This window comes from Exiguobacterium sp. LL15 (genome assembly GCF_024436095.1).
GTDB classification, from domain to species: domain Bacteria; phylum Bacillota; class Bacilli; order Exiguobacteriales; family Exiguobacteriaceae; genus Exiguobacterium_A; species Exiguobacterium_A indicum.
The window spans coordinates 675,768-695,685 of record NZ_JANFNX010000001.1 but is presented as its reverse complement, the minus strand read 5'-3'; the positions used below and the strand labels follow the sequence as shown (position 1 = coordinate 695,685).

Genomic DNA, 19,918 nt, shown 5'->3' with positions numbered 1-19,918 from the left:
CCCTTCACCCCGATATGTATGGTGTTGCAGCAGATGCCGGAATCAAACCGCGGCTGACCAAATCTTGTAAAGCCATCTGCATCGTTTGCATGCCATATTGTTTACCCGTCTGTAAAACGGATTGAATCTGATATTCCTTACCCGTCCGAATCAAGTTGGAGACAGCTGGTGTATCAACCATGATTTCTAAAGCCGCAACACGTCCTGTTCCGTCCGATCGTGGCATGAGTCGTTGTGAGATGACACCTGCTAGGACGTTCGCTAGCTGTGCCCGAATCTGATCTTGTTGCTCCGACGGAAATACATCGATGATGCGACTGACCGTTGAAGCTGCTGTTGCCGTATGCACCGTCGCAAAGACAAGATGACCGGTTTCAGCAGCCGTTACCGCGGTAGCAATCGTCTCAAGGTCGCGCATTTCTCCCAGTAAAATCACATCCGGATCTTGGCGAAGCGCTGAGCGCAATCCTGTCGAAAAACGTGGCGCATCAATTCCAATCTCTCGTTGATCAATTAAGCTCTTTCGATGACTATGTAAGTATTCAATCGGGTCTTCCAGTGTGATGATCCGTTTATACATCGTCTGATTGATTTCGTTGATCATCGCAGCAAGCGTCGTCGACTTCCCGGAACCTGTTGGACCCGTGACAAGGATGAGACCATGTGGCTTCGTCAAAAAGCGTTTGATGACTGGAGGAAGTCCTAACTGTTCAAGCGAAGGCACTTCTGTCGGGATCGTTCGAAAGGCCATCGATAATGCGCCTCGCTGATAAAAACAATTGACCCGATATCGTGCTACACCTGTCACACCAAACGAAAAATCAATATCTCGATCCTGCTTCAGTTGCTGATACATGTCTTCCGTGATCAACGAACGAACGAACCCGTCAATGATGACTGGTTTCATCTTCTCGGATCCATATGGTGTCAGTGTTCCATTGATCCGAAACACAGGAGGGGATCCGGCAGTCAAATGAACATCGGATGCCCCTCGTTCCTTCGAGGAACGAAGAATATCTTCGATTTGGGCACGTTCCATCGTTTGATTCATTCTGAAATCACCGTCCGTAAAATTTCTTCTGTCGTCGTGATACCATCAGCTACTTTCGATAGACCATCAGCTAGAAGGAAACGTTGTCCTTGCGATTTAACGTACGCTGTGATGTCACTTTCCGTCGACTGGTTCATGATCATGCGCCGTAAGACTTCGTCAATCATGATGACTTCCTGAATCGCGACACGACCTCGATATCCGGTCATATTACAAGATGAGCAGCCACGACCTCGCATGACAGTCGTCGCTTCGATTCCTTCTTGATCAAACAGCTCGTGTTCCCGCGTTGATAACGAGTGGGCTTCTCCGCAGTCCCGACAAACACGGCGGACGAGTCGTTGTGCGATCAATCCGCTAAGTGAAGCTGCGACGAGAAATGATTCAACGCCCATATCGATCAACCGTGTAATTGAACTAACTGCTGAATTCGTATGGAGCGTGGATAGAACTAAGTGTCCCGTCAAAGAAGCACGGATCGATATTTCTGCTGTTTCAATATCGCGAATCTCACCGACCATGACGACGTTCGGATCCTGACGGAGAATCGATCGGAGACCACTCGCAAATGTCAAACCGATCTTCGCATTCACTTGGACCTGATTGATGCCATCGACCTGGTACTCAACCGGATCTTCGACGGTGATGATATTGCGTGACTCGTCATTCAACTCATTCAATGCTGCATACAATGTCGATGATTTCCCTGAACCGGTTGGTCCGGTAATCAAAATGATACCGTTCGGTCGTTTTAACATTTCTCGGAACTGTGTTTCATTCCGTGAGCTGAAACCAATTTTAGAGATAGAAATATTCGAATTGGAACTATCAAGAATTCGAATAACGACTTTTTCCCCGTATACGGTAGGTAGTGTAGAAACACGGAAGTCGTAAGCTAGTCCATTAAAGATATATTTGATTCGTCCATCTTGCGGTAACCGAGATTCCGTAATATCAAGCTCACTCATGACCTTGATTCGTGTCGTTAAAATGCTTTGAATCTGCTTCGGATAATTATTTTCCGTTCGAAGTTCTCCATCGATTCGAATTCGAATCGTCATAGATGTTTCCTGGGGATCCATATGAATATCGGATGCCCGTTGTGCAATCGCATTTTCTAAGATTTGATTAACGAGACGAATGATTGGCGCATCTTCACGTGTCACCACGTCGCGCGACTGGTCCATCTCCGTCATATCATCTGACTCCAACAAATCGCGCAACGATGAATCGATATCATAATACTTCAAAATCGTTCGTCTGATTTCGTCCCGTGTCGCAATACCTACGTCAATCACTAGACCCGTCTGCATCCGTAAATCATCGATTGCAATCAAGTCCATCGGATCCGCCATGGCAATAAATAAACGATTTCCTTCACGGTAGACCGGAACTAACGTATGCCGCTGTGCTAACTCTTTTGAAATCAATTTCGTCACCGCGACATCGACCGGATAATTATACAGTTGAATGATCGGAATCTTTAACTGATGATGGAGCGCTTCTAGTAATTGTTGTTCCGTCAAATGACCGAGGCGGAGTAACGCGTCACCCAATTTTTCAGTTGGTCGTTTTACAGAAAGTGCCTCATCGATTTGACTCTCTGTCACTAAACTCTCTTCGATTAACATTTCACCGAGTCGTTTTCGCTTCATCGCCATTTAGTCCGTCATCCTTCCGCATGCCATGATTCGTCTTCAATCATTACAGTTCGCTTTTGTTTCTTTTCATCAATCAGACTCGTAACGCCTCCCGTTACGACACACAGTAATACCATACCGATCGCTACAAAAGGATTACTAATCCAATCCAACTGAACACTAAAATAGATCAGTGTCACCATGATAATCGCTGCGATGGATAATACTGACTTCGCCTGAATCGAGGTCACATATGGAATCGTCACCGCAAACATCAATCCACAAATGATTGTCGCAAGTCCGATGATGATTCCAAGTTCAATTGCAATCGTCGTCCAATTCATACTCTTCCCTCCTCGTTTAACCGACCGCTTTACCTGTCGATTCATCGTCTACTGGTGAAGCCGGATCCCCTTGATTGTCCTCGTCTGGTACCGTTGGTGATTCTGGACTATCTGGGGAAGTAGGAGAATCTGGCGTTTCGACCGTACCGTCCGTTTGCGAATCCTCAGGGTTCGATTCATCCGGCGTTTCAGAATCCGTTCCGTCCTCAGATGGTGTTTCTTCGGTTGGTGGAACCACGACAGGCGCTTGTTTTTCTTGACTACTCTTTGTAATGACAGCTGGGACCGCCGCATAAAAATCTAAGGAAAGTAGCTTTTTCTTCTCTCCTTTAGCTGTTTTCATTACACGGTAGACTTCAATCGATTTTCCTTCTTCACCGGCTTGTGTATCGTTTGTCGTCCCGGCTGAAAGAGTGGCTGAGTAACGAGTAATGGTTCTAAATGGAATTGTCTTTTCTCCTTCCATCACAACAGTCACTGCCTCTTTTATTGGGGCTCCGCGTAGTTCAATCGTTACGTCGCTTCCCTCTTGCGTAGCGACGAGGCGATAAACTGATGCTTGCGTATTTCGAACAGCAAAATCTGTTTTTTCGTCAATTTTGACATCGTAACCTAGTGTAATATCATCAGGAAGCGTCGCATGTGGCATACGTTCCACGATTTCAAATGGTGTTTTTGCGAACAATTCGTATAATTTACTTCCAACGTAAGAAGCAGCGATTGGATCCATACCATACGTTTTCACATTCATTAATTGATCTGGCTTGATTTCGACGTTTGCCATGCCTGTAATCATCTGTTCTTCTGCTGCTGAACGTGTTGAAAACGTGATACTTGATACGACCTCACCTTCAGCAGACGACTCTGACGTTTGTGAAGGATCAAAATTCCCTTCAGCTAATGTCTTGCTTGTATTCGTTAACCATGTTTTAAACGCTTCCGTTTGTTCTTGTGAATAGCTGACAGGTTGCGTAGATAGAAAACTTTGTAGCATTTCGTCATCGATTGAGAGAATTAAGTCTCCTCCCGTTTTCAGAGACGCTTTTTTAACAGATTCCTCAGAATCAAATGTCACCAATTCAGTTGGTACCGGTAACGTTTCTTCTCCTGTACCCGTCGTCAACGGTGTTTTTTTGGACCATTCCGTAATCGCTTTTTGGACTGCGGATTCAGCTTCTTTACGACTCATCCCGCTTACAGGAACAGATCCAACTTTAGCCGTTTCAGAAAAAGTCGTCTGTTCAGTCGCCTTTCCGGTAAAGGAAATTAAGGCGAAAGATGGCACATAAATCAAAACCACGAGTAAGACGAGTAAAAGTGTATGTACAGCAAAACGCTTTGTATTGAGCATCATCTGTTTCCTTTCTGTATGAATTAATCATTTCAGGTGCCTAGTATTTCCATTATAATGAATATCATGATGAAACATAAGTCTATCCTGACAATTCTTTTCTCTAACTGTGAATGTCTGTAGGTTTTTGAACTTCATCCAATTGATGTTTTTTCCGATAGAAATGAAGAGGTGAGCATATGCAACACAAACAAGATGGATTTTCATTAATCGAGGTCCTTGTCAGTATTACGATTCTGTCGATTATCTCTGTCTCATTGATCAGTATCTTTTCGCAATCTCTTTCAGCATCACGCACTAGCACGGAATTGACGTTTGCGAACTATTTAGCTAAAAATGCTACTTCTTACATAAAGCGAGAAGCGATTGAAGCGACAACGAATGAAGCCTTTTCTTTCGTTTCATTATCTCAAGAAGCACTGAAGGCCGTTTATCTGAATGGAAATTATGTGATTCCAGAACCCGCCACTCCTTCTTGTGGTGTATCGGCTATTTGTACGTCAATTTTTACTGATCCTGAAATCAACAATATTTCATTTGATGTGAAGTACAGTGTGACACCTCATAAAATGGAAGGTGAAGTGAATCCGAATCTACTCGATCTTTATGTATACGTGTATGTAGAAGGAACGACTGAACCGATTACGACTTTGAAAGGATCGATTACGAATGCGACGCTCAACCAAAGTTTTCCAACAACAAAGTGAAGGATTCACACTCGTCGAACTACTTGTCTCGATCGTCGTTGCTTCTATTTTCAGTGCTGTCATCTTGACGGTATTCATTTCCGGAACGAAAAGTTTTCGAGCAACTGGTATCATTAGTGAATTACGTAGTGAAGCGGATAGTCGGATCGGTATCATTTTAAATGAGGTCAGTGGCTTTGATGCGATTCGCATCGATGAATCTAAAACACTCTCTTTTTATAAAAGAACGTTGCCTACGCTAAACAATGAGACGGGATTACTTGAACGAGCTAGTGGATTTCAACCGTTCAATGCAACAGAAGAAGCTTCAGCATCCGCATCTACCGTGAAGCCTGTTACATATACATTCCTGACCGAACAGCAACAAGGCGATAAACTCGTCTATACGTCAGAGCCACAATCAATCGATGAGCAATCCGAACTTTTTCAAACCTTCACATTATCTAGTCCTGAATATCAAACGATCACCGGAAGTACGTATCCTGGTCGTTATGTCATCCATGGTATTTTGACCATCACGACTCGAATCCAGTCAACTGATCAAGAAGAAGTACAGACCTTCACGAGTACGATTGGATTTTAATTCAGAAAGGAACTAATCATGCGTAAATCTGAACAAGGCTACACCTTATTATTCGTACTCGTCACGCTAACGGTACTTTCCGTTCTTGCCATAGCCACGATTGGTATCAGTCTACAGTCCACACGATTAACTGAAATCCGTGAAACGGATATCGATGTCGAGACATCCACTCAAAATGATTTGGATCAAGCCGTTGCTGCATTACAGCAAATCGTTGTCAAGACGACGGGCACTTCACCTACGACATCTTCACAAGCGCTATTCAGTAATTTGAATAGCTCAATCATCTTACCTTTAAAGTCCATCGTCCCGCGTGTCTCGGTCGAAGTAAACGAGACCGCCTCGAATATCCGAGTTAAAGCATTAGATTTAACCGCAACAGTCGAGAAACAAAAGGGCGATCAGCCTGCGATTCGCAAGACATATCGCCAACGCGTGTATCTGTCTGCTATTCCAAGCTTCTTGTACTATACGCTTGGTTCGGATAACCAAGTCATTATCAAAGGTGCACCTTTCATCGAAGGTAATATCTTCTCGCGAAACCCTTTAAAAGCAACCGCTACTCCTTATTTTAAATACAATAATGAAAATGGGACGTTCACAAATACACAAGCACTTCCCTATGTCGCTGGTCAAATTCGGGTGTTCCAAGAAAAAAATCTACCTTTGCTGCAATGTGAAGATTATTTATCTTGTGACCGTAGTATTTTTGATCCAAAAGGATCAACGGACCTCGTCTCAACGAAAGAAGCGCTTGTGCCATTCGACTTCAACTACGCTTTGAATGACTTTTTGAAGCTGCCGGTGAATACACCGATTACACAAATCACTACCTCCTTAAAGGACTCGGCTATTCCACAATCAGTCTTAACAGGTCCGTTTCTGACGGCACTTGATACGAAACGACAGATGATTAGCCCCGCACCGAACACAAATAACACGATCACGTTGACGGATGATTTAGTACAAGAGACGCTCGAGCCTTTGATCATCAATGGGAATCTGACAATTTCTTCACTGAATTCCGTTGATCAGCCGTTGGAAATCAAACGGCCGCTTGTCGTCCTAGGTAACCTTCTCGTTCGAGGGAATGTTGGTTTTGCGACAACGATTTATACGACAGGTACAAGTCGTCTCGATGATGCGAATATTCAAGGTCTCACTTCCTCAACGAAACAAAACACGTTAATCCTACTCAGTAAAGGAACACTCGTCATCAATCGGGTGAATAAATTTTCAACACCCCGAACAGCTACGCCCGACCTAAATGCGTTCCTTTACAGCGATGACGATCAAATCAATACGATCTACTCTGTCGGGTCGACGATGAACGTACGTGGTGGAATCTTTACAAAAGGGAAACTAGAAGTAAACGCCTATCGTGGAAAACTCGATTTAGCAGAGAATCAGTTCCCTGCCAATGTGAGGGATTTAGAACGACTCATGATTGCCAATAAATCTGCGGATGCTGAGGCTTCTCGATTACGCATGGCCTATGATGCAACCGTTTTGAAAAATCCAACTTCCTTATTACCTTTAAATCGTTCTGTCCAAATGTATGTCGAAACACCAAAACGCATTCAACAGTAATTATAAAAGCCCCTCATCGAGTTGATGAGGGGCTTTTTGTTATTGCTTAAAATGTCGTAGCACGATACATTTTTGCAATCTTCTTTACTTGTTTCGTTTCTACCTTTGCCTCGTGCTGTTTCAATAATTCAAATAAATCTTTTCGATTTTGTTTGACTGTCTCATAGATCGGACGTTCTTTTCCTAGATTCGGATTGGCACCAGCCCCTAGAAGCAACTCGATGACTGTCTCATTTTGATCAAGTGTGGCATAAAATAAAGGGGTATGACCGTACGCATCGATTCGATTTAAATCTTTAGACGTTGCGCGCTTGACGAGTAAAGCATACGCATCACTGGAACGATTCACACTTGTTGCCACATGAAGAACAGATTGTTTCTTCTGATTTAACTGATTCACTTTTGCTCCCTTTTTTAGCCAAGTAGCCACTGTATCCCGAGGAGCAAACTGCGCCGCATAAAACCAATTCATTTGATTTTGAGATGTCTTAGAATCTAATAGCAATTCAGCCTTTTCAAATGCAAGCGTCTCTTGAAAACGACCAATATAACGATTTTTTTCCGATGTAGACATGTCTGAACTTTTTAACGCGGATTCTAATTCCATAGGCTTTTCTGAACGTAACGCCTGTTCTAGTTCAGTTTTTCGATTCGATTGGATGACGTAACTTGTAACTCCGACTCCAGTCAAAATCACGATCAACAGGATGACAACGATGCGTTTTCGTTTCATATCCAACTTCCCCACTTTTTAATATACATCTCCATCCAAGTCGGTTGATCCTGAATCTGAACCAATCGTCACCTTGAATGTTGTACTCAAAGGTGTTTTCTGATCATTTTTCAAGACTTCCAACACATCTTTATTTTCTTTTAGCACAGTGACTTTAATGCGAGCCACACCAGGACGTAACGGTTGCAATGCTTGGCCCGTCGGATCGATTTTGACGTACTCTTTCCCTTGCGTCACTTCCATCCGGTAAAATCGTTCAGTCGTCGTTTCCGGGAACCATCCTAAGAGTGGTCGTTTGTTTTCATCCTTCATCGTCATGATTAAATCATCAGCTGTTACGCTGGTCGGGTTCTCACGGACTCGAACGAGTGTCTTTGCTACCGTATCTGGGAAATCCGTCAACGTGAGTAATGCTTCGACAGCTCCATTTGGAGTACCGGTCTTACCTGTAATCGTATAACCGTTCACTGTTGGTATCAGTTCAATCGCACTACTCAACGTAGACGTCGTAAATGGTAACGGGTAATTCGGTTTGAATGTTGCCGTTACATCTTGTGTTGATCCGACCCAGAGTTCAAGATTACTTGGGGCGACCGAAAGTTCCGGTAGCTTCACTTGAATTGTATAGGTCGTAGACTGGGCAAGGTATGTCGAACTTCCTGCTTCTGCCGGAACGACAGCTTTAACTGTGATTGTTCCAGGTGTTTTCCCGGTCAAATCTAATGTGTTTTTCGATAAACCATTCGTTTTGACATGCGAATCATTTGTGATGATCCATTGAATCGGTGTCTCGTTTCCTGAAATCATCGAAGCGAGTCCCGTCATGGATTTCGTTTCACCAACGTACAGTGTATCCGGTACGTTTCTTACAATCAGTCCACCAAATACATCATTGATCACGAGATTAGATGTCGTCGTGAGTTCTTTTCCATTACCTACAGGAACGACTAATTTGATTTGTGTCGTACCGACTTTTTTCGGTTTAATGACTCCTGCTTCATCGATTGAGGCAATCGTCGGATCGACGATCGACCATTTCAACGTTCCGAATTGGCTACCTGTCGGATTAATTTCTGGCAAGACTTTATACGATGGTGTCGTGATATCCATCTTGACGGATGGAATCTTCGCACTTGTCGCAAATGCCGGTGTCAATGCGTAGCCAAGTGTCGGAAATGCTTGTGGATCATTATTTACTGTCGTTAGTTTATCTGAACGATTTGTTTCATTTTTATAGACATTTTTAGTTGATGTTAGCACATTATCTTTTTTATCGAGCGTGTAAATGCCCGCAGATTCTTTAGCTTTTACTTTTACTTTAAATGTTATTTCTGATTGTTTAGCTACCCACTGCCCTTGGTAAATGCCGTCAAGTGCTTCATCGTATTCAATGTTTGGTGCGTAGCCTTTTATAGACTGTCCAGAAATAATAGCATCCTTTAACCCACTAGTTGAAACGACTTCTAAATTACTCGGTAATTTTTCATTGAACAGTATATTTTCCATCGTCACAGAAAATTTCCCTTTGATATAGCCATTCTCCCCAATAGCTTCTTGTTGCTTCATAGGTGTTGTTTTAATGGTATATGAAATTTCAGCCGTCTCACCATTAGGAATAGTAGCCGGATCAATAGAACGAGATAATACGAAAGGAGCAGAAACAGCAGGTCGAACAACTTGAACGGTCCGTGTCTCGATTGCCTTAGCTCCCCGCTGATCCTCTGCTTCGATTCGAATCGTAACACTTGTTTTACCTTTTAATTTTGATTCGAAGGATTGACTGACGAACGAGTTATTCTTCAACTTATTGTTTTCAAAGACTTTCTCATTATCAATATAGATCCGTGTCTTTAGCTCACGGTCTTGCAGATCATAGTCGTTGACTTGATACGAGATCGTCAACGGCTCATTCTCAAGATAGCTCGATTTGTCCGTTGGTAAAATATTTTTGATTAAAGGTTTGTGGTTCGCACCGATGAATGCGCGGTACATCGTATTCGAGAACAATTCTTTTTCTTGTTGTTGATTGAAATTCGTCGTATGACCTGCTCCGGAATACGTAACGTTTCCTTTTGTGTACATATAGTAGTGGTTGCGTGCGTCCCCAATCGTTCGACCTGCAGCCTGGTTCGAGGTATTCAGATCTTTTTCACGGATGTTATACCACGGAATAAGGTCCGGTTGCTCAAGATCCAAGCCGAAGTATTGATTGTGGGTCGTTGCTATCGCTACTGTATCTGCCAAAGCAAATGGATAAGAAGTCATGACTCCGGCATTTTGTTTGACTGCCTGCCCTGATGGTCGTTGCGCCCCGTATCCCATATTCGTAAAGTTCTTTTGACCAGCAAGATCAGCAAATTTCGTTTCCCAGAATAATTCAGGTTTATCGGTTTGAGCTGGTCTGAAAATCGTGTCGTGTGCCAACATCAATCCTTGACCAGTATTCGTAAAATCAAGGATTGCATTCGATGCAGGATCGCTTAGTGCAGCAGCACCATATGAATCTTGAAACCCGAAAATCAACATGTCATAATTTGTATTTAAATTTTTCTTTTGAAAGTCCGAGTTGAATGTTGTTGCAGATAATACTTCGACATTAAAGTCATATAATCCGTCTTGTTTCAACAATGTACCCGACATGAATCCATTAATAGAGCCGGTTGATCCCGAACGCGTGACTTGTAAAATCTTCGCTTGGGCTACCTGATCCTTCATTAAGAAGCTACCGATCTTATAATCCGAAAGTCCATCTTCACTTACGACTTTAATCATCCAGTTCCGTGGTCCTGTATAACTCGGTGCATCAAATTGATAGGACAAGGAGCCAGAAATCGTCGCTGGTTTTTCATCGACCTTTTCGGATTCCTCAAACTGGTCATTACTATTGAAATCAATATACAATTGAACGCGTGTATTAGCCGTAGTTTGATCAAGCGTAAAATTAAAATCAATTGGTTTATCTGGTGAAGCCGGTGCTGCTTTATCCACCGATGTTAACGATTGACCAGCCTGCGAAACCGCTACTTTGCTTAAACGAGGTCGTTCAATTTTTTCGGATTGTAATCGGGAGACGACCTGTTTTGAATCCGTATAGGCAATCGCAGCACCAGACGTCATGCTTGGCTTAAAAATCGAAGTGAAATTACTCGTTGCATGTGTTAACACATCAGCGTGTAAAAAGACTGGTAATCCTTTTTGAATATAGTTCGTCAAAATCTCATTCGCTTTTAATTTCGTAATATCGTTTTCAATTCTACTCGTATTATGTTTTTTGGATGTATCAGATACTGTAATCGAATAACGGTCTGTTCCAGTAAAAATAGATGGATCAAAAACGATCGCATCAAATGCGCCATCAAGTGGAAAACGAGACGCATTTAGTTCTTTGACCGTCATCATCTTGATTTCGTATTGACTGGTATTCAACTCTTTTAACAGTGACAACGACGTGATTGTCGTTCCCGGATCAATCCGGTTCGTCGTCGACCAGTCATCACGAATCTCTAAAATCTTGAACTTTTCCCCTGTTGCCGCTTTTGAATGCGGTTCATGTATATACGTAAAGCTTGAAAAAATCAGTAAGCTTGCTACTAACAAACGGACCCACTGTCTCATCGCTCATCGTCTCCTCATCATGTCTTTGAAATCCGGGACTATACTTCCCCAATTTCATTATAACGAGCGAAATCGCATTTTCCCTATTTTGTAAAAGAGTTTGTGTACATTTGACGCACTTCACTGATGAAATAAAGTGATCCCGTCACGACATATGTTCGATTTGCGCTTAAGTGACCAAAGAATGCTTCGACCGTCGTTACGTTAGCGCCTTCCTTTTGCAACTCCTCCATCGTCCGCGCTCGCGGGAAATCAAATGTCGTTTCGTAAATATCCGGTGTAATGCTACGTAACTGCGTTAGCATCGCTGTCCGGTCCTTGTCACGCAAGATCGAACAGAGCAACGTCACCGGTTTTGATTCCTCTTTTAACCGTTCCACAAGTGCCGTGATCCCTTCCGGATTATGCGCACCATCGAGAATGATCCGTGGTTTGCGTGAGATGATCTCAAACCGTCCCGGATGTTTTGCCTCCCGTAGCCCTTTTCGGATCGCCGCTTTCGACCATCCAAGTCGTCGCGCACAAATGACGGCGTTCGCTGCATTATGGACTTGATGGTGACCTTCTAGACCAAGACGTGTCTCCGGAATCCCATCATATGTCGCCCAAGTTCCTGTCTCTTTCAGACGGTAACGGATGATTGCTTCCTGACTCCATTTCAACGTCGCATTTCGGTCACCGCAATACGCCATTAACGGTACCGTCAGCTCTTCCTGCAGTTTTCCGGCGATGACCGGTGTCCCTTGTTTGATGATCCCGAACTTCTGTAAAGCAATCTCTTGGAGCGTATCTCCGAGAATCGCTTGATGATCGTGCCCGATCGACGTGATGATCGCTGCGACCGGCTTCTTGAAGACGTTCGTCGAATCATACAATCCACCGAGTCCGACTTCATAAATGACGAAATCGGGACGAATCTGATTAAAATAATAGAAAGCAAGTCCCGTTAATGCCTCGAACTCAGTGACCGTACCGAGTGCCGGATCGATATGCTGGATGGCAGCTTGAACAGCGATCGCAGCGGCGACGAGATCATCTTCTGCGATCGGTACCCCGTTCAACATAATCCGTTCCTCGAACTGAATGATATACGGTGACGTGAACGTCCCGATGCGTAATCCTTCCGCAATTCCCATCTCACGTAAGAACGCAACCGTCGATCCTTTCCCGTTCGTGCCAGCGACATGAATCGTCGGAATCGCGTCCGGGTCAATCTGTAATTCCAGTAACATCGCCTGCATCCGTTCAAGACCTGGTTTGACGCCAAATGCTAGTAAGCTCGATAACCAATCCAATACATCTTCTCGCGTCCTCATGTTGTTCGCTCCTTTAAAAAAAGTGGCTCAAGGAAACTTGAGCCACTGCTGTAATTAGTTTGAGAGTTCGTTGATGCGTGCTTCGACAGCTTGACGTTTTTCCGTATAATCAAGTGCCTTCGCCTTTTCTTCATCAATAACATGTGCCGGTGCTTTGCCAACGAAGCCAGGGTTGTTGAGTTTTTTCTCGACCCGTTCGACTTCTTTCGTATACTTGACGAGTTCTTTATTCAAGCGCGCGATTTCTTCCTCGATGTTGATCAAGTCCGCGAGTGGGATGAACAATTCTGCTCCCGTTACGATCGCACTCATTGCTTTTTCTGGTGCTGGCATCTGTTCTTCGATTCGAAGTTCAGATGCGTTCGTGAACTTTTGCAAGTACGAGCTGTTTGACGACAGGTCGTCTTGAACACGTGCGTCATTCGTCGAGATGAACAGTTGGATCTGTTTCGACATCGGTGCGTTCACTTCCGCGCGGATGTTACGAACCGAACGGATGACGTTCTGAACCGCTTCGAATGCTGGAACGGCTTCCGGGAAGTCGAGTGACGCTTCACGTGTTGGCCATGCAGCACGTGTAATCGTCTCGCCTTCATGCGGTAAGTGTTGCCAGATCTCTTCCGTGATGAACGGCATGAACGGGTGCATCAGACGCATGATCCGATCGAGCGTATAGGCAAGAACCGAACGCGTCGTCTGTTTTGCTGCTTCATCTTCCCCGTTGAGCGGTAACTTCGCCATCTCGATGTACCAGTTACAGAAGTCTTCCCAAATGAAGTGATAGAGAATACGTCCCGCTTCACCAAACTCGTATTTGTCAGATAAACGCGTTACGTCGTCAATCGTCGTCTGTAGGCGTGTCAGGATCCATTTATCTGCGAGTGACTTCTCGCCTGTCAAATCGATCTGATCAAACGTTAGACCATCCATGTTCATTAAGGCAAAACGGCTTGCGTTCCACAATTTGTTCGAGAAATTCCATGTCGCTTCGATCTTTTCCCAGTAGAAGCGGAGGTCGTTGCCTGGTGTTGATCCTGTCGTTAAGAACCAACGAAGAGAATCGGCACCATACTTCTCGATGACATCCATCGGGTCGATTCCGTTCCCGAGTGATTTCGACATCTTGCGTCCTTCCGAATCACGAATCAATCCGTGGATCAAGACGTCTTGGAATGGACGTTGTCCTGTAAATTCATACGATTGGAAGATCATCCGTGATACCCAGAAAGCGATGATGTCATAACCCGTAACGAGTGTCGATGTCGGGAAGTATTTTTGATAATCCGCTGCGTCCGTGTTCGGCCATCCCATCGTTGAGAACGGCCAAAGCGCTGAAGAGAACCACGTATCAAGAACATCGTTGTCTTGCTCCCAGTTCTCGATATCGGCTGGTGCTTCCTTGCCAACGTATACTTCGCCTGTTTCTTTATGGTACCAAGCCGGAATCCGGTGTCCCCACCAGAGTTGACGGCTGACACACCAGTCACGGATGTTTTCCATCCAGCGCACATACGTGTTCTCAAAGCGTTGTGGAACGAAGTTGACCTTGTCTGGTCCTTGTTGTTCCTCGAGTGCTTTTTGCGCGAGTGGTTCCATTTTGACGAACCATTGGAGTGAAAGATACGGCTCAACGATCGCGTCTGAACGCTCCGAGTGACCGACAGAGTGCAAGTGTGGTTCGATTTTGATTAGAACACCTTCTGCTTTTAAATCTTCAACGATTTGTTTCCGGCATTCGAAGCGATCCATACCTTCGTATTTCCCTGCGTTCTCGTTCATCGTTCCATCTTCATTCATGACGAGGACACGTGGTAACTCGTGACGGTTACCGACTTCGAAGTCGTTCGGGTCGTGCGCTGGTGTGATCTTAACGACACCTGTACCGAACTCCATGTCGACATAGTCATCGGCAACAATCGGAATCTCGCGACCAACGATTGGTAACGTGATTGTTTTTCCGACGAGGTGAGCATAACGCTCATCCTTCGGGTTCACGGCGATCGCTGTATCACCGAGCATCGTCTCAGGACGTGTCGTCGCTAGTTCAACGTGACCTGAACCGTCCGTTAGTGGATAGCTGAAGTGATAGAACGCACCTTCGATATCCTTGTAGATGACTTCGATATCCGAGATCGCTGTTTTCGTCGCTGGGTCCCAGTTAACGATGTATTCGCCGCGGTAGATTAAGCCTTTTTCGTAAAGTTTCACGAAGACTTCTTGAACCGCTTCTGACAATCCTTCGTCAAGCGTGAAGCGTTCACGCGAATAATCGAGTCCGAGACCAAGTTTTGCCCATTGTGCACGGATCGTTGACGCGTACTCTTCTTTCCATGCCCATGATTGCTCGAGAAATTTCTCACGACCCATTTCAAGACGTGATTGTCCTTCTGCGCGTAATTTTTGTTCGACTTTTGCTTGCGTCGCGATACCGGCATGGTCCATTCCTGGTAGGTAAAGAACGTCGAATCCTTGCATCCGCTTCATCCGTGTCAACATGTCTTGTAACGTTGTGTCCCACGCGTGACCAAGGTGCAATTTACCTGTGACGTTCGGTGGTGGAATGACGATCGTGTATGGCTCTTTTTCTGGATCCTGATCGGCTTTGAAATAGTCACCTTTCACCCAAAAGTCATACCATTTTTCTTCCGTTGCCTGCGGATCATACTTCGTTGGCATTGATAATTCCTGCATCCTGATCGCTCCCTTTTTGTCCATAATAAAAACGGCTTCTCTCGTCCTATGCTAAGGACGAAAGAAAGCCGTTGCTTTTTTCCGCGGTACCACCTTAGTTCATCCACAATCGGATGCCCTCGAGCCACGTAACGTGTGGAGGACGGATATCGCTCGTAAGACTCACGATACCAGCTCGTGGGGTGACCTTCTTCCTGTTCGTCCGTCACATCTTTCAGCCAAGGATGTGTTCTCTACACCGGTACGAATACAGGACTACTCTTCCCGTCATCGCTGTTGCCATTTTCTTCTTTACTTATTTTAGCCGAGAGTTCAAGCAATCGTCAAGAACTGCTTAACGACCAAATTCAACTTGGAGTTCTTGGAACGTCAATTCGACGGCTTCGATCGTCCGCTCGATGTCTTCGTCCGTATGGGCGATCGACAGGAAGAGACCTTCGAATTGTGACGGTGGTAAGAAGACACCACGCGCCGCCATCTTTTGATAATACGAACGGAACATCTCAAGGTTCGACGTTTTCGCTTTTTCGAAGTTCGTGACGCGTTCATTCGTGAAGAAGACACCGAACATCGCGCCTGCACGGTTCGTCGTCAACGGAATGTTATACTTCGCCGCAGCGTTCAGGTAGCCTTCCGATAGACGGCTCGCTTTCCGGTCGAACTCTTCATAGTGTTCTGGTTTCAATTGTGTCAATGTCGCTAGACCTGCTGCCATCGCGAGTGGGTTCCCGGATAACGTACCTGCTTGATAGATTGGACCTTGTGGTGCGATCTGCTCCATGATGTCACGACGTCCACCGTAAGCACCAACTGGCATTCCGCCGCCGATGACTTTACCGAGACACGTGATATCCGGTGTGACACCGAAATGTCCTTGGGCACAGTGGAATCCGACACGGAAACCAGTCATGACTTCGTCAAAGATCAGTAAGGCGCCGTTTTCTGACGTGATTTCCCGTAAGCCTTCGAGGAATCCTGGTTCTGGTGGCACGAAGCCCATGTTCCCAGCAGCCGGTTCGACGATGACACCGGCGATATCGTCGCCATGTTTTTCGAACGCGATCCGGACAGCGTCCAAATCGTTATATGGAACCGTCAGCGTCATGCTCGCGATTTGCGCCGGAACGCCTGGTGAATCCGGTAATCCGAGTGTCGCGACACCTGAACCTGCTTTGATCAAGAGCGAGTCACCGTGACCATGGTAACAGCCTTCGAACTTGAGGATTTTCGTCCGACCTGTGTAGCCACGTGCGAGACGAAGCGCTGCCATCGTCGCTTCAGTTCCTGAGTTGACCATCCGGACGACTTCGACCGACGGCACCCGACTGATGACGACTTCCGCCATCGCTGATTCGATTTCCGTTGGTGTCCCGTAGCTCCAGCCACGTGTTGCTTGTTCTTGGATCGCTGACGTGACGATTGGATCGGCATGACCGAGAATCATTGGTCCCCATGACAAGACGTAATCGATATATTCTTTTCCGTCGATATCATAGAGCTTCGATCCTTTCGCATGATCTGCGAAAATCGGTGTCATCCCGACCGATTTATAAGCACGGACCGGGCTGTTGACACCACCCGGCATGAGCGGGAGTGCCCGCTCGAATGCTTCTTTTGATTTTGAATTCTGGTTAATTAAGCTCATTTCGACCCCTCCAGGTAACGACAAATGTCTTTTGCGAAATAGGTGATGATTAAATCAGCGCCTGCTCGTTTAAAGCCAAGCATCGTCTCAAGGACGATTCGTTCTTCGTCAATCCAGCCGTTCAAGGCAGCGGCTTTGACCATCGCATACTCACCCGATACGTTATACGCGACGATCGGTAGATCAATTCGCTCGCGCACATCACGAATGATATCCATGAACGCAAGCGCAGGTTTGACGATCATGAAGTCAGCTCCTTGATCAACGTCCGCTGTTGCTTCGCGGAACGCTTCACGACGGTTTGCCGGGTCCATTTGATAACCTTTCCGGTCGCCTTCTCCCGGTGCCGAGTTCGCTGCATCACGGAATGGACCGTAATAAGCAGACGCATATTTAACACCGTAGCTCATGACCGGAATGTGGCTGAAGCCATTCTCATCTAATCCTTGACGAATCGCTGCGACGAATCCGTCCATCATCGATGATGGCGCGATGACGTCGGCACCTGCTCGAGCTTGTGAGACCGCTGTCTTGACGTGAAGCGGTAATGACGCATCATTATCGACCGTACCGTCAGCGACGATTCCACAGTGACCTGTCGATGTATATTCACATAAACATGTGTCGGCGATGACCGTTAGCTGCGGGGCAACCTTCTTGACGAGACGTGTCGCTTCTTGAACAATCCCGTGATCGTGAAACGCACCTGATCCTTGCTCGTCTTTCAAGTGGTCGTGCGGAACACCGAATAAAATGACAGATTCGATTCCGAGTGCGACGACTTCTTCAATCTCAGCCGTCAGATGATCGAGTGATAAGTTGAAGACGCCGGGCATCGAACTGACTTCGCGTTTAATGTCTTCGCCTTCAGCGACGAAAATCGGATAAATCAAATCTGATTTATGCAACTGATTCTCGCGGACGAGTGACCGGAGTGATGCGGTATGACGTAAACGACGGTGACGTGCGTATTCTAATGTGTTCATGCTGATTCCTCCTCAATGATACGATCAATCATGCCGTCCATCGTGAATTCACGGGCGACATGGATCGGTTGAAGTCCGGCTGTTTTTGCTGCTTGCTCCGTGATTGTCCCAATGACGATGAACGTCGCCTGCGGGGACAGTGGAGCAATCGCTTCGACAGCGGAAGGACTCTGCAGTCCAATATAGGCGGCAGTTCTGATAAGTGCTTCAGGTAGCCGACGGGTGACGGTTTCATAGGTGATGATATCTTCGATCGTATATCGATTCAGTTTTCGTAACTGATCGACCGGCGCTTGCCGCGATCGGTTCCCTCGCGCAAAGACGATATGATCGCCGTCAGACAAGTGTGGTCCGAGTTCTGCGACGAGTGCGTCTCCTGTAAAGGTCGACGGACAGAAGTCGGCTGTTCGACCGTACTTCGCAAGTGCATCTGCCGTCTTTCGTCCGACGACCGCGATACGCGTTGCTGCTAATTCAGGCAACGCATCAGCAATCCGGTGGACACCATTCGGACTCGTCACGATGAGCCAATCAATTCCCTTCGGCAATGTAAACGAAACCGGTCGCGTTTCAATGACAGGATAGTGCACTGACTCGATCGCGACGGCGCGCAATCGCGCGATCTGCTCGTTCGTCGGTGGTCGGCTGCCCGTGAAGAGTACCTGCTTACAAGTCATCCGGAAGTGTCGCGAGAATCTCGCGACCGCCCGAAGCAAGCAGACGTTCGGCAACATCTTGACCGAGTTGCATCGGGTCAAGACCTGATTCGCGCTCGAGTAGGATTTGCTCTCCATCGACGGATCCAATGAATCCGACGAGTGTCGTTGACATGTCTTCGTTGATCGTTGCGAATCCACCAACCGGAACGTGACAGCTGCCTTCGATTGCAGCTAGGAAAGCACGCTCGGCGTAAGCTACTTTTTCCGTCATCTGATCATGGATCAGGTGCAGAAGGTCACGTACTTCTTGGTCATGTTCCCGACATTCGATACCGAGGATTCCTTGACCGACGGCTGGAATCATGTCATCTGTCGAGAGATATTCCGAGACGACGTCTTCAGACCAACCCATCCGTTGTAGACCAGCTGCTGCGAGCAGGATCCCGTCAAACGGACCATTCTTTAATTTATCGAGTCGTGTGTCGATGTTTCCGCGAATCGATTCGATCTTTAAATCAGGGCGGAGTTTTAGCAATTGCGACCCACGACGTAAGCTACTCGTACCGACAACTGCACCTTCTGGCAAGGAAGCAAGACCTTCGCCTGTTTTCGTGATCAAGGCATCACGCGCATCGACACGTGCTGGTGTGGCACCGATGATGAGACCATCCGGTAATTCAGAAGGTAGATCCTTCATGCTGTGAACGGCAAAATCGATTTCTTCGTCAATCATCTGTTGCTCGATTTCTTTTACGAATAATCCTTTACCGCCGACTTTCGAGAGCGTCACATCCAAAATGCGGTCCCCTTTTGTGATGATGTTCTTGATTTCGAACTCATACGGCGCGCCGGCTTGTTTCAACTGGTCAATGACCCATTTCGTCTGTGTCATCGCTAGCTTCGAGCTTCGCGATCCAACAATGATTTTTCGCATGCTAAAATCCCCCTGTACAATGATAAAGGGGCGGCACAAGTCCGCCCCATGCATTTTCTATTGTAACACAAAT

General features: G+C 46.0%; 15 protein-coding genes and 1 other annotated feature. Of the genes, 3 read left to right on the top strand and 12 right to left on the bottom strand.

Annotated features, from left to right (window positions below):
* Window positions 1–4: 4 nt before the first annotated feature.
* The 4 genes from NOM72_RS03345 to NOM72_RS03330 are packed head-to-tail and all read right to left on the bottom strand — an operon-like array spanning window position 5 to window position 4,389.
* Complete coding sequence (locus NOM72_RS03345; protein WP_200864060.1) at window positions 5–1,039, bottom strand: type IV pilus twitching motility protein PilT; 1,035 nt, start codon at window positions 1,037–1,039, stop codon at window positions 5–7.
* A gap of 8 nt (window positions 1,040–1,047) precedes the next feature.
* Window positions 1,048–2,712, bottom strand: a complete 1,665-nt coding sequence (locus NOM72_RS03340; RefSeq protein WP_255997790.1) for a GspE/PulE family protein — start codon at window positions 2,710–2,712, stop codon at window positions 1,048–1,050.
* Between the two features lie 8 nt (window positions 2,713–2,720).
* Window positions 2,721–3,035: a hypothetical protein gene (locus tag NOM72_RS03335; RefSeq protein ID WP_023468961.1), complete on the bottom strand. Its 315-nt coding sequence runs from the start codon at window positions 3,033–3,035 to the stop codon at window positions 2,721–2,723.
* Window positions 3,036–3,051: 16 nt separating this feature from the next.
* Window positions 3,052–4,389: a G5 domain-containing protein gene (locus tag NOM72_RS03330; protein WP_255997787.1), complete on the bottom strand. Its 1,338-nt coding sequence runs from the start codon at window positions 4,387–4,389 to the stop codon at window positions 3,052–3,054.
* A gap of 176 nt (window positions 4,390–4,565) precedes the next feature.
* Here NOM72_RS03330 and NOM72_RS03325 point away from each other — a divergent pair, with 176 nt between their 5' ends.
* The 3 genes from NOM72_RS03325 to NOM72_RS03315 are packed head-to-tail and all read left to right on the top strand — an operon-like array spanning window position 4,566 to window position 7,266.
* Window positions 4,566–5,093, top strand: a complete 528-nt coding sequence (locus tag NOM72_RS03325; protein WP_023468963.1) for a type IV pilus modification PilV family protein — start codon at window positions 4,566–4,568, stop codon at window positions 5,091–5,093.
* A complete protein-coding gene (locus NOM72_RS03320) occupies window positions 5,056–5,676 on the top strand; it encodes a PilW family protein (RefSeq protein WP_023468964.1) in 621 nt (206 codons plus the stop codon). The genes NOM72_RS03325 and NOM72_RS03320 overlap by 38 nt, the downstream gene beginning before the upstream one ends.
* Window positions 5,677–5,694: 18 nt before the next feature.
* Window positions 5,695–7,266: a type II secretion system protein gene (locus NOM72_RS03315; RefSeq protein WP_255997784.1), complete on the top strand. Its 1,572-nt coding sequence runs from the start codon at window positions 5,695–5,697 to the stop codon at window positions 7,264–7,266.
* Window positions 7,267–7,312: 46 nt separating this feature from the next.
* Here NOM72_RS03315 and NOM72_RS03310 read toward each other — a convergent pair whose 3' ends face one another.
* The 8 genes from NOM72_RS03310 to hemC form a co-directional block, all read right to left on the bottom strand.
* Window positions 7,313–7,999 carry an ankyrin repeat domain-containing protein gene (locus NOM72_RS03310; protein ID WP_255997782.1) on the bottom strand — a complete coding sequence of 229 codons (687 nt, stop codon included), beginning with the start codon at window positions 7,997–7,999 and terminating at the stop codon, window positions 7,313–7,315.
* 18 nt (window positions 8,000–8,017) lie between these two features.
* Window positions 8,018–11,614 carry a DUF5057 domain-containing protein gene (locus tag NOM72_RS03305; protein WP_255997781.1) on the bottom strand — a complete coding sequence of 1,199 codons (3,597 nt, stop codon included), beginning with the start codon at window positions 11,612–11,614 and terminating at the stop codon, window positions 8,018–8,020.
* 83 nt (window positions 11,615–11,697) lie between these two features.
* Entirely contained in the window at window positions 11,698–12,930 is a 1,233-nt protein-coding gene (locus NOM72_RS03300; RefSeq protein WP_255997780.1) for a bifunctional folylpolyglutamate synthase/dihydrofolate synthase, read from the bottom strand.
* 54 nt (window positions 12,931–12,984) lie between these two features.
* Window positions 12,985–15,621 (bottom strand): valine--tRNA ligase, encoded by a 2,637-nt coding sequence (locus NOM72_RS03295; protein ID WP_370688652.1) that lies wholly within the window; start codon window positions 15,619–15,621, stop codon window positions 12,985–12,987.
* Window positions 15,622–15,671: 50 nt separating this feature from the next.
* Window positions 15,672–15,901: a binding site (T-box leader), on the bottom strand.
* 54 nt (window positions 15,902–15,955) lie between these two features.
* On the bottom strand, window positions 15,956–17,266 hold the full coding sequence (gene hemL, locus NOM72_RS03290; RefSeq protein WP_255997778.1) for a glutamate-1-semialdehyde 2,1-aminomutase: 1,311 nt from the start codon (window positions 17,264–17,266) through the stop codon (window positions 15,956–15,958).
* Entirely contained in the window at window positions 17,263–18,252 is a 990-nt protein-coding gene (hemB, locus tag NOM72_RS03285) for a porphobilinogen synthase (protein WP_075642591.1), read from the bottom strand. The genes hemL and hemB overlap by 4 nt, the downstream gene beginning before the upstream one ends.
* Window positions 18,249–18,929: a uroporphyrinogen-III synthase gene (locus tag NOM72_RS03280; RefSeq protein ID WP_255997776.1), complete on the bottom strand. Its 681-nt coding sequence runs from the start codon at window positions 18,927–18,929 to the stop codon at window positions 18,249–18,251. Before NOM72_RS03280 ends, hemB begins: the two co-directional genes overlap by 4 nt.
* On the bottom strand, window positions 18,919–19,845 hold the full coding sequence (gene hemC / locus NOM72_RS03275; RefSeq protein WP_023468972.1) for a hydroxymethylbilane synthase: 927 nt from the start codon (window positions 19,843–19,845) through the stop codon (window positions 18,919–18,921). The genes NOM72_RS03280 and hemC overlap by 11 nt, the downstream gene beginning before the upstream one ends.
* Between the last annotated feature and the right edge of the window lie 73 nt (window positions 19,846–19,918).

Excerpts from the sequence above, each read along its gene's own strand:
- NOM72_RS03300 (WP_255997780.1), bottom strand. The coding sequence starts at position 12,930 with ATGAGGACGCGAGAAGATGTATTGGATTGGTTATCGAGCTTACTAGCA.
- NOM72_RS03295 (WP_370688652.1), bottom strand. The coding sequence starts at position 15,621 with ATGCAGGAATTATCAATGCCAACGAAGTATGATCCGCAGGCAACGGAA.
- NOM72_RS03305 (WP_255997781.1), bottom strand. The coding sequence starts at position 11,614 with ATGAGACAGTGGGTCCGTTTGTTAGTAGCAAGCTTACTGATTTTTTCA.
- hemB (WP_075642591.1), bottom strand. The coding sequence starts at position 18,252 with ATGAACACATTAGAATACGCACGTCACCGTCGTTTACGTCATACCGCA.
- NOM72_RS03330 (WP_255997787.1), bottom strand. The coding sequence starts at position 4,389 with ATGATGCTCAATACAAAGCGTTTTGCTGTACATACACTTTTACTCGTC.
- NOM72_RS03340 (WP_255997790.1), bottom strand. The coding sequence starts at position 2,712 with ATGGCGATGAAGCGAAAACGACTCGGTGAAATGTTAATCGAAGAGAGT.
- NOM72_RS03310 (WP_255997782.1), bottom strand. The coding sequence starts at position 7,999 with ATGAAACGAAAACGCATCGTTGTCATCCTGTTGATCGTGATTTTGACT.
- NOM72_RS03325 (WP_023468963.1), top strand. The coding sequence starts at position 4,566 with ATGCAACACAAACAAGATGGATTTTCATTAATCGAGGTCCTTGTCAGT.
- NOM72_RS03345 (WP_200864060.1), bottom strand. The coding sequence starts at position 1,039 with ATGGAACGTGCCCAAATCGAAGATATTCTTCGTTCCTCGAAGGAACGA.
- hemL (WP_255997778.1), bottom strand. The coding sequence starts at position 17,266 with ATGAGCTTAATTAACCAGAATTCAAAATCAAAAGAAGCATTCGAGCGG.
- NOM72_RS03315 (WP_255997784.1), top strand. The coding sequence starts at position 5,695 with ATGCGTAAATCTGAACAAGGCTACACCTTATTATTCGTACTCGTCACG.
- NOM72_RS03320 (WP_023468964.1), top strand. The coding sequence starts at position 5,056 with ATGCGACGCTCAACCAAAGTTTTCCAACAACAAAGTGAAGGATTCACA.
- NOM72_RS03335 (WP_023468961.1), bottom strand. The coding sequence starts at position 3,035 with ATGAATTGGACGACGATTGCAATTGAACTTGGAATCATCATCGGACTT.
- NOM72_RS03280 (WP_255997776.1), bottom strand. The coding sequence starts at position 18,929 with ATGACTTGTAAGCAGGTACTCTTCACGGGCAGCCGACCACCGACGAAC.
- hemC (WP_023468972.1), bottom strand. The coding sequence starts at position 19,845 with ATGCGAAAAATCATTGTTGGATCGCGAAGCTCGAAGCTAGCGATGACA.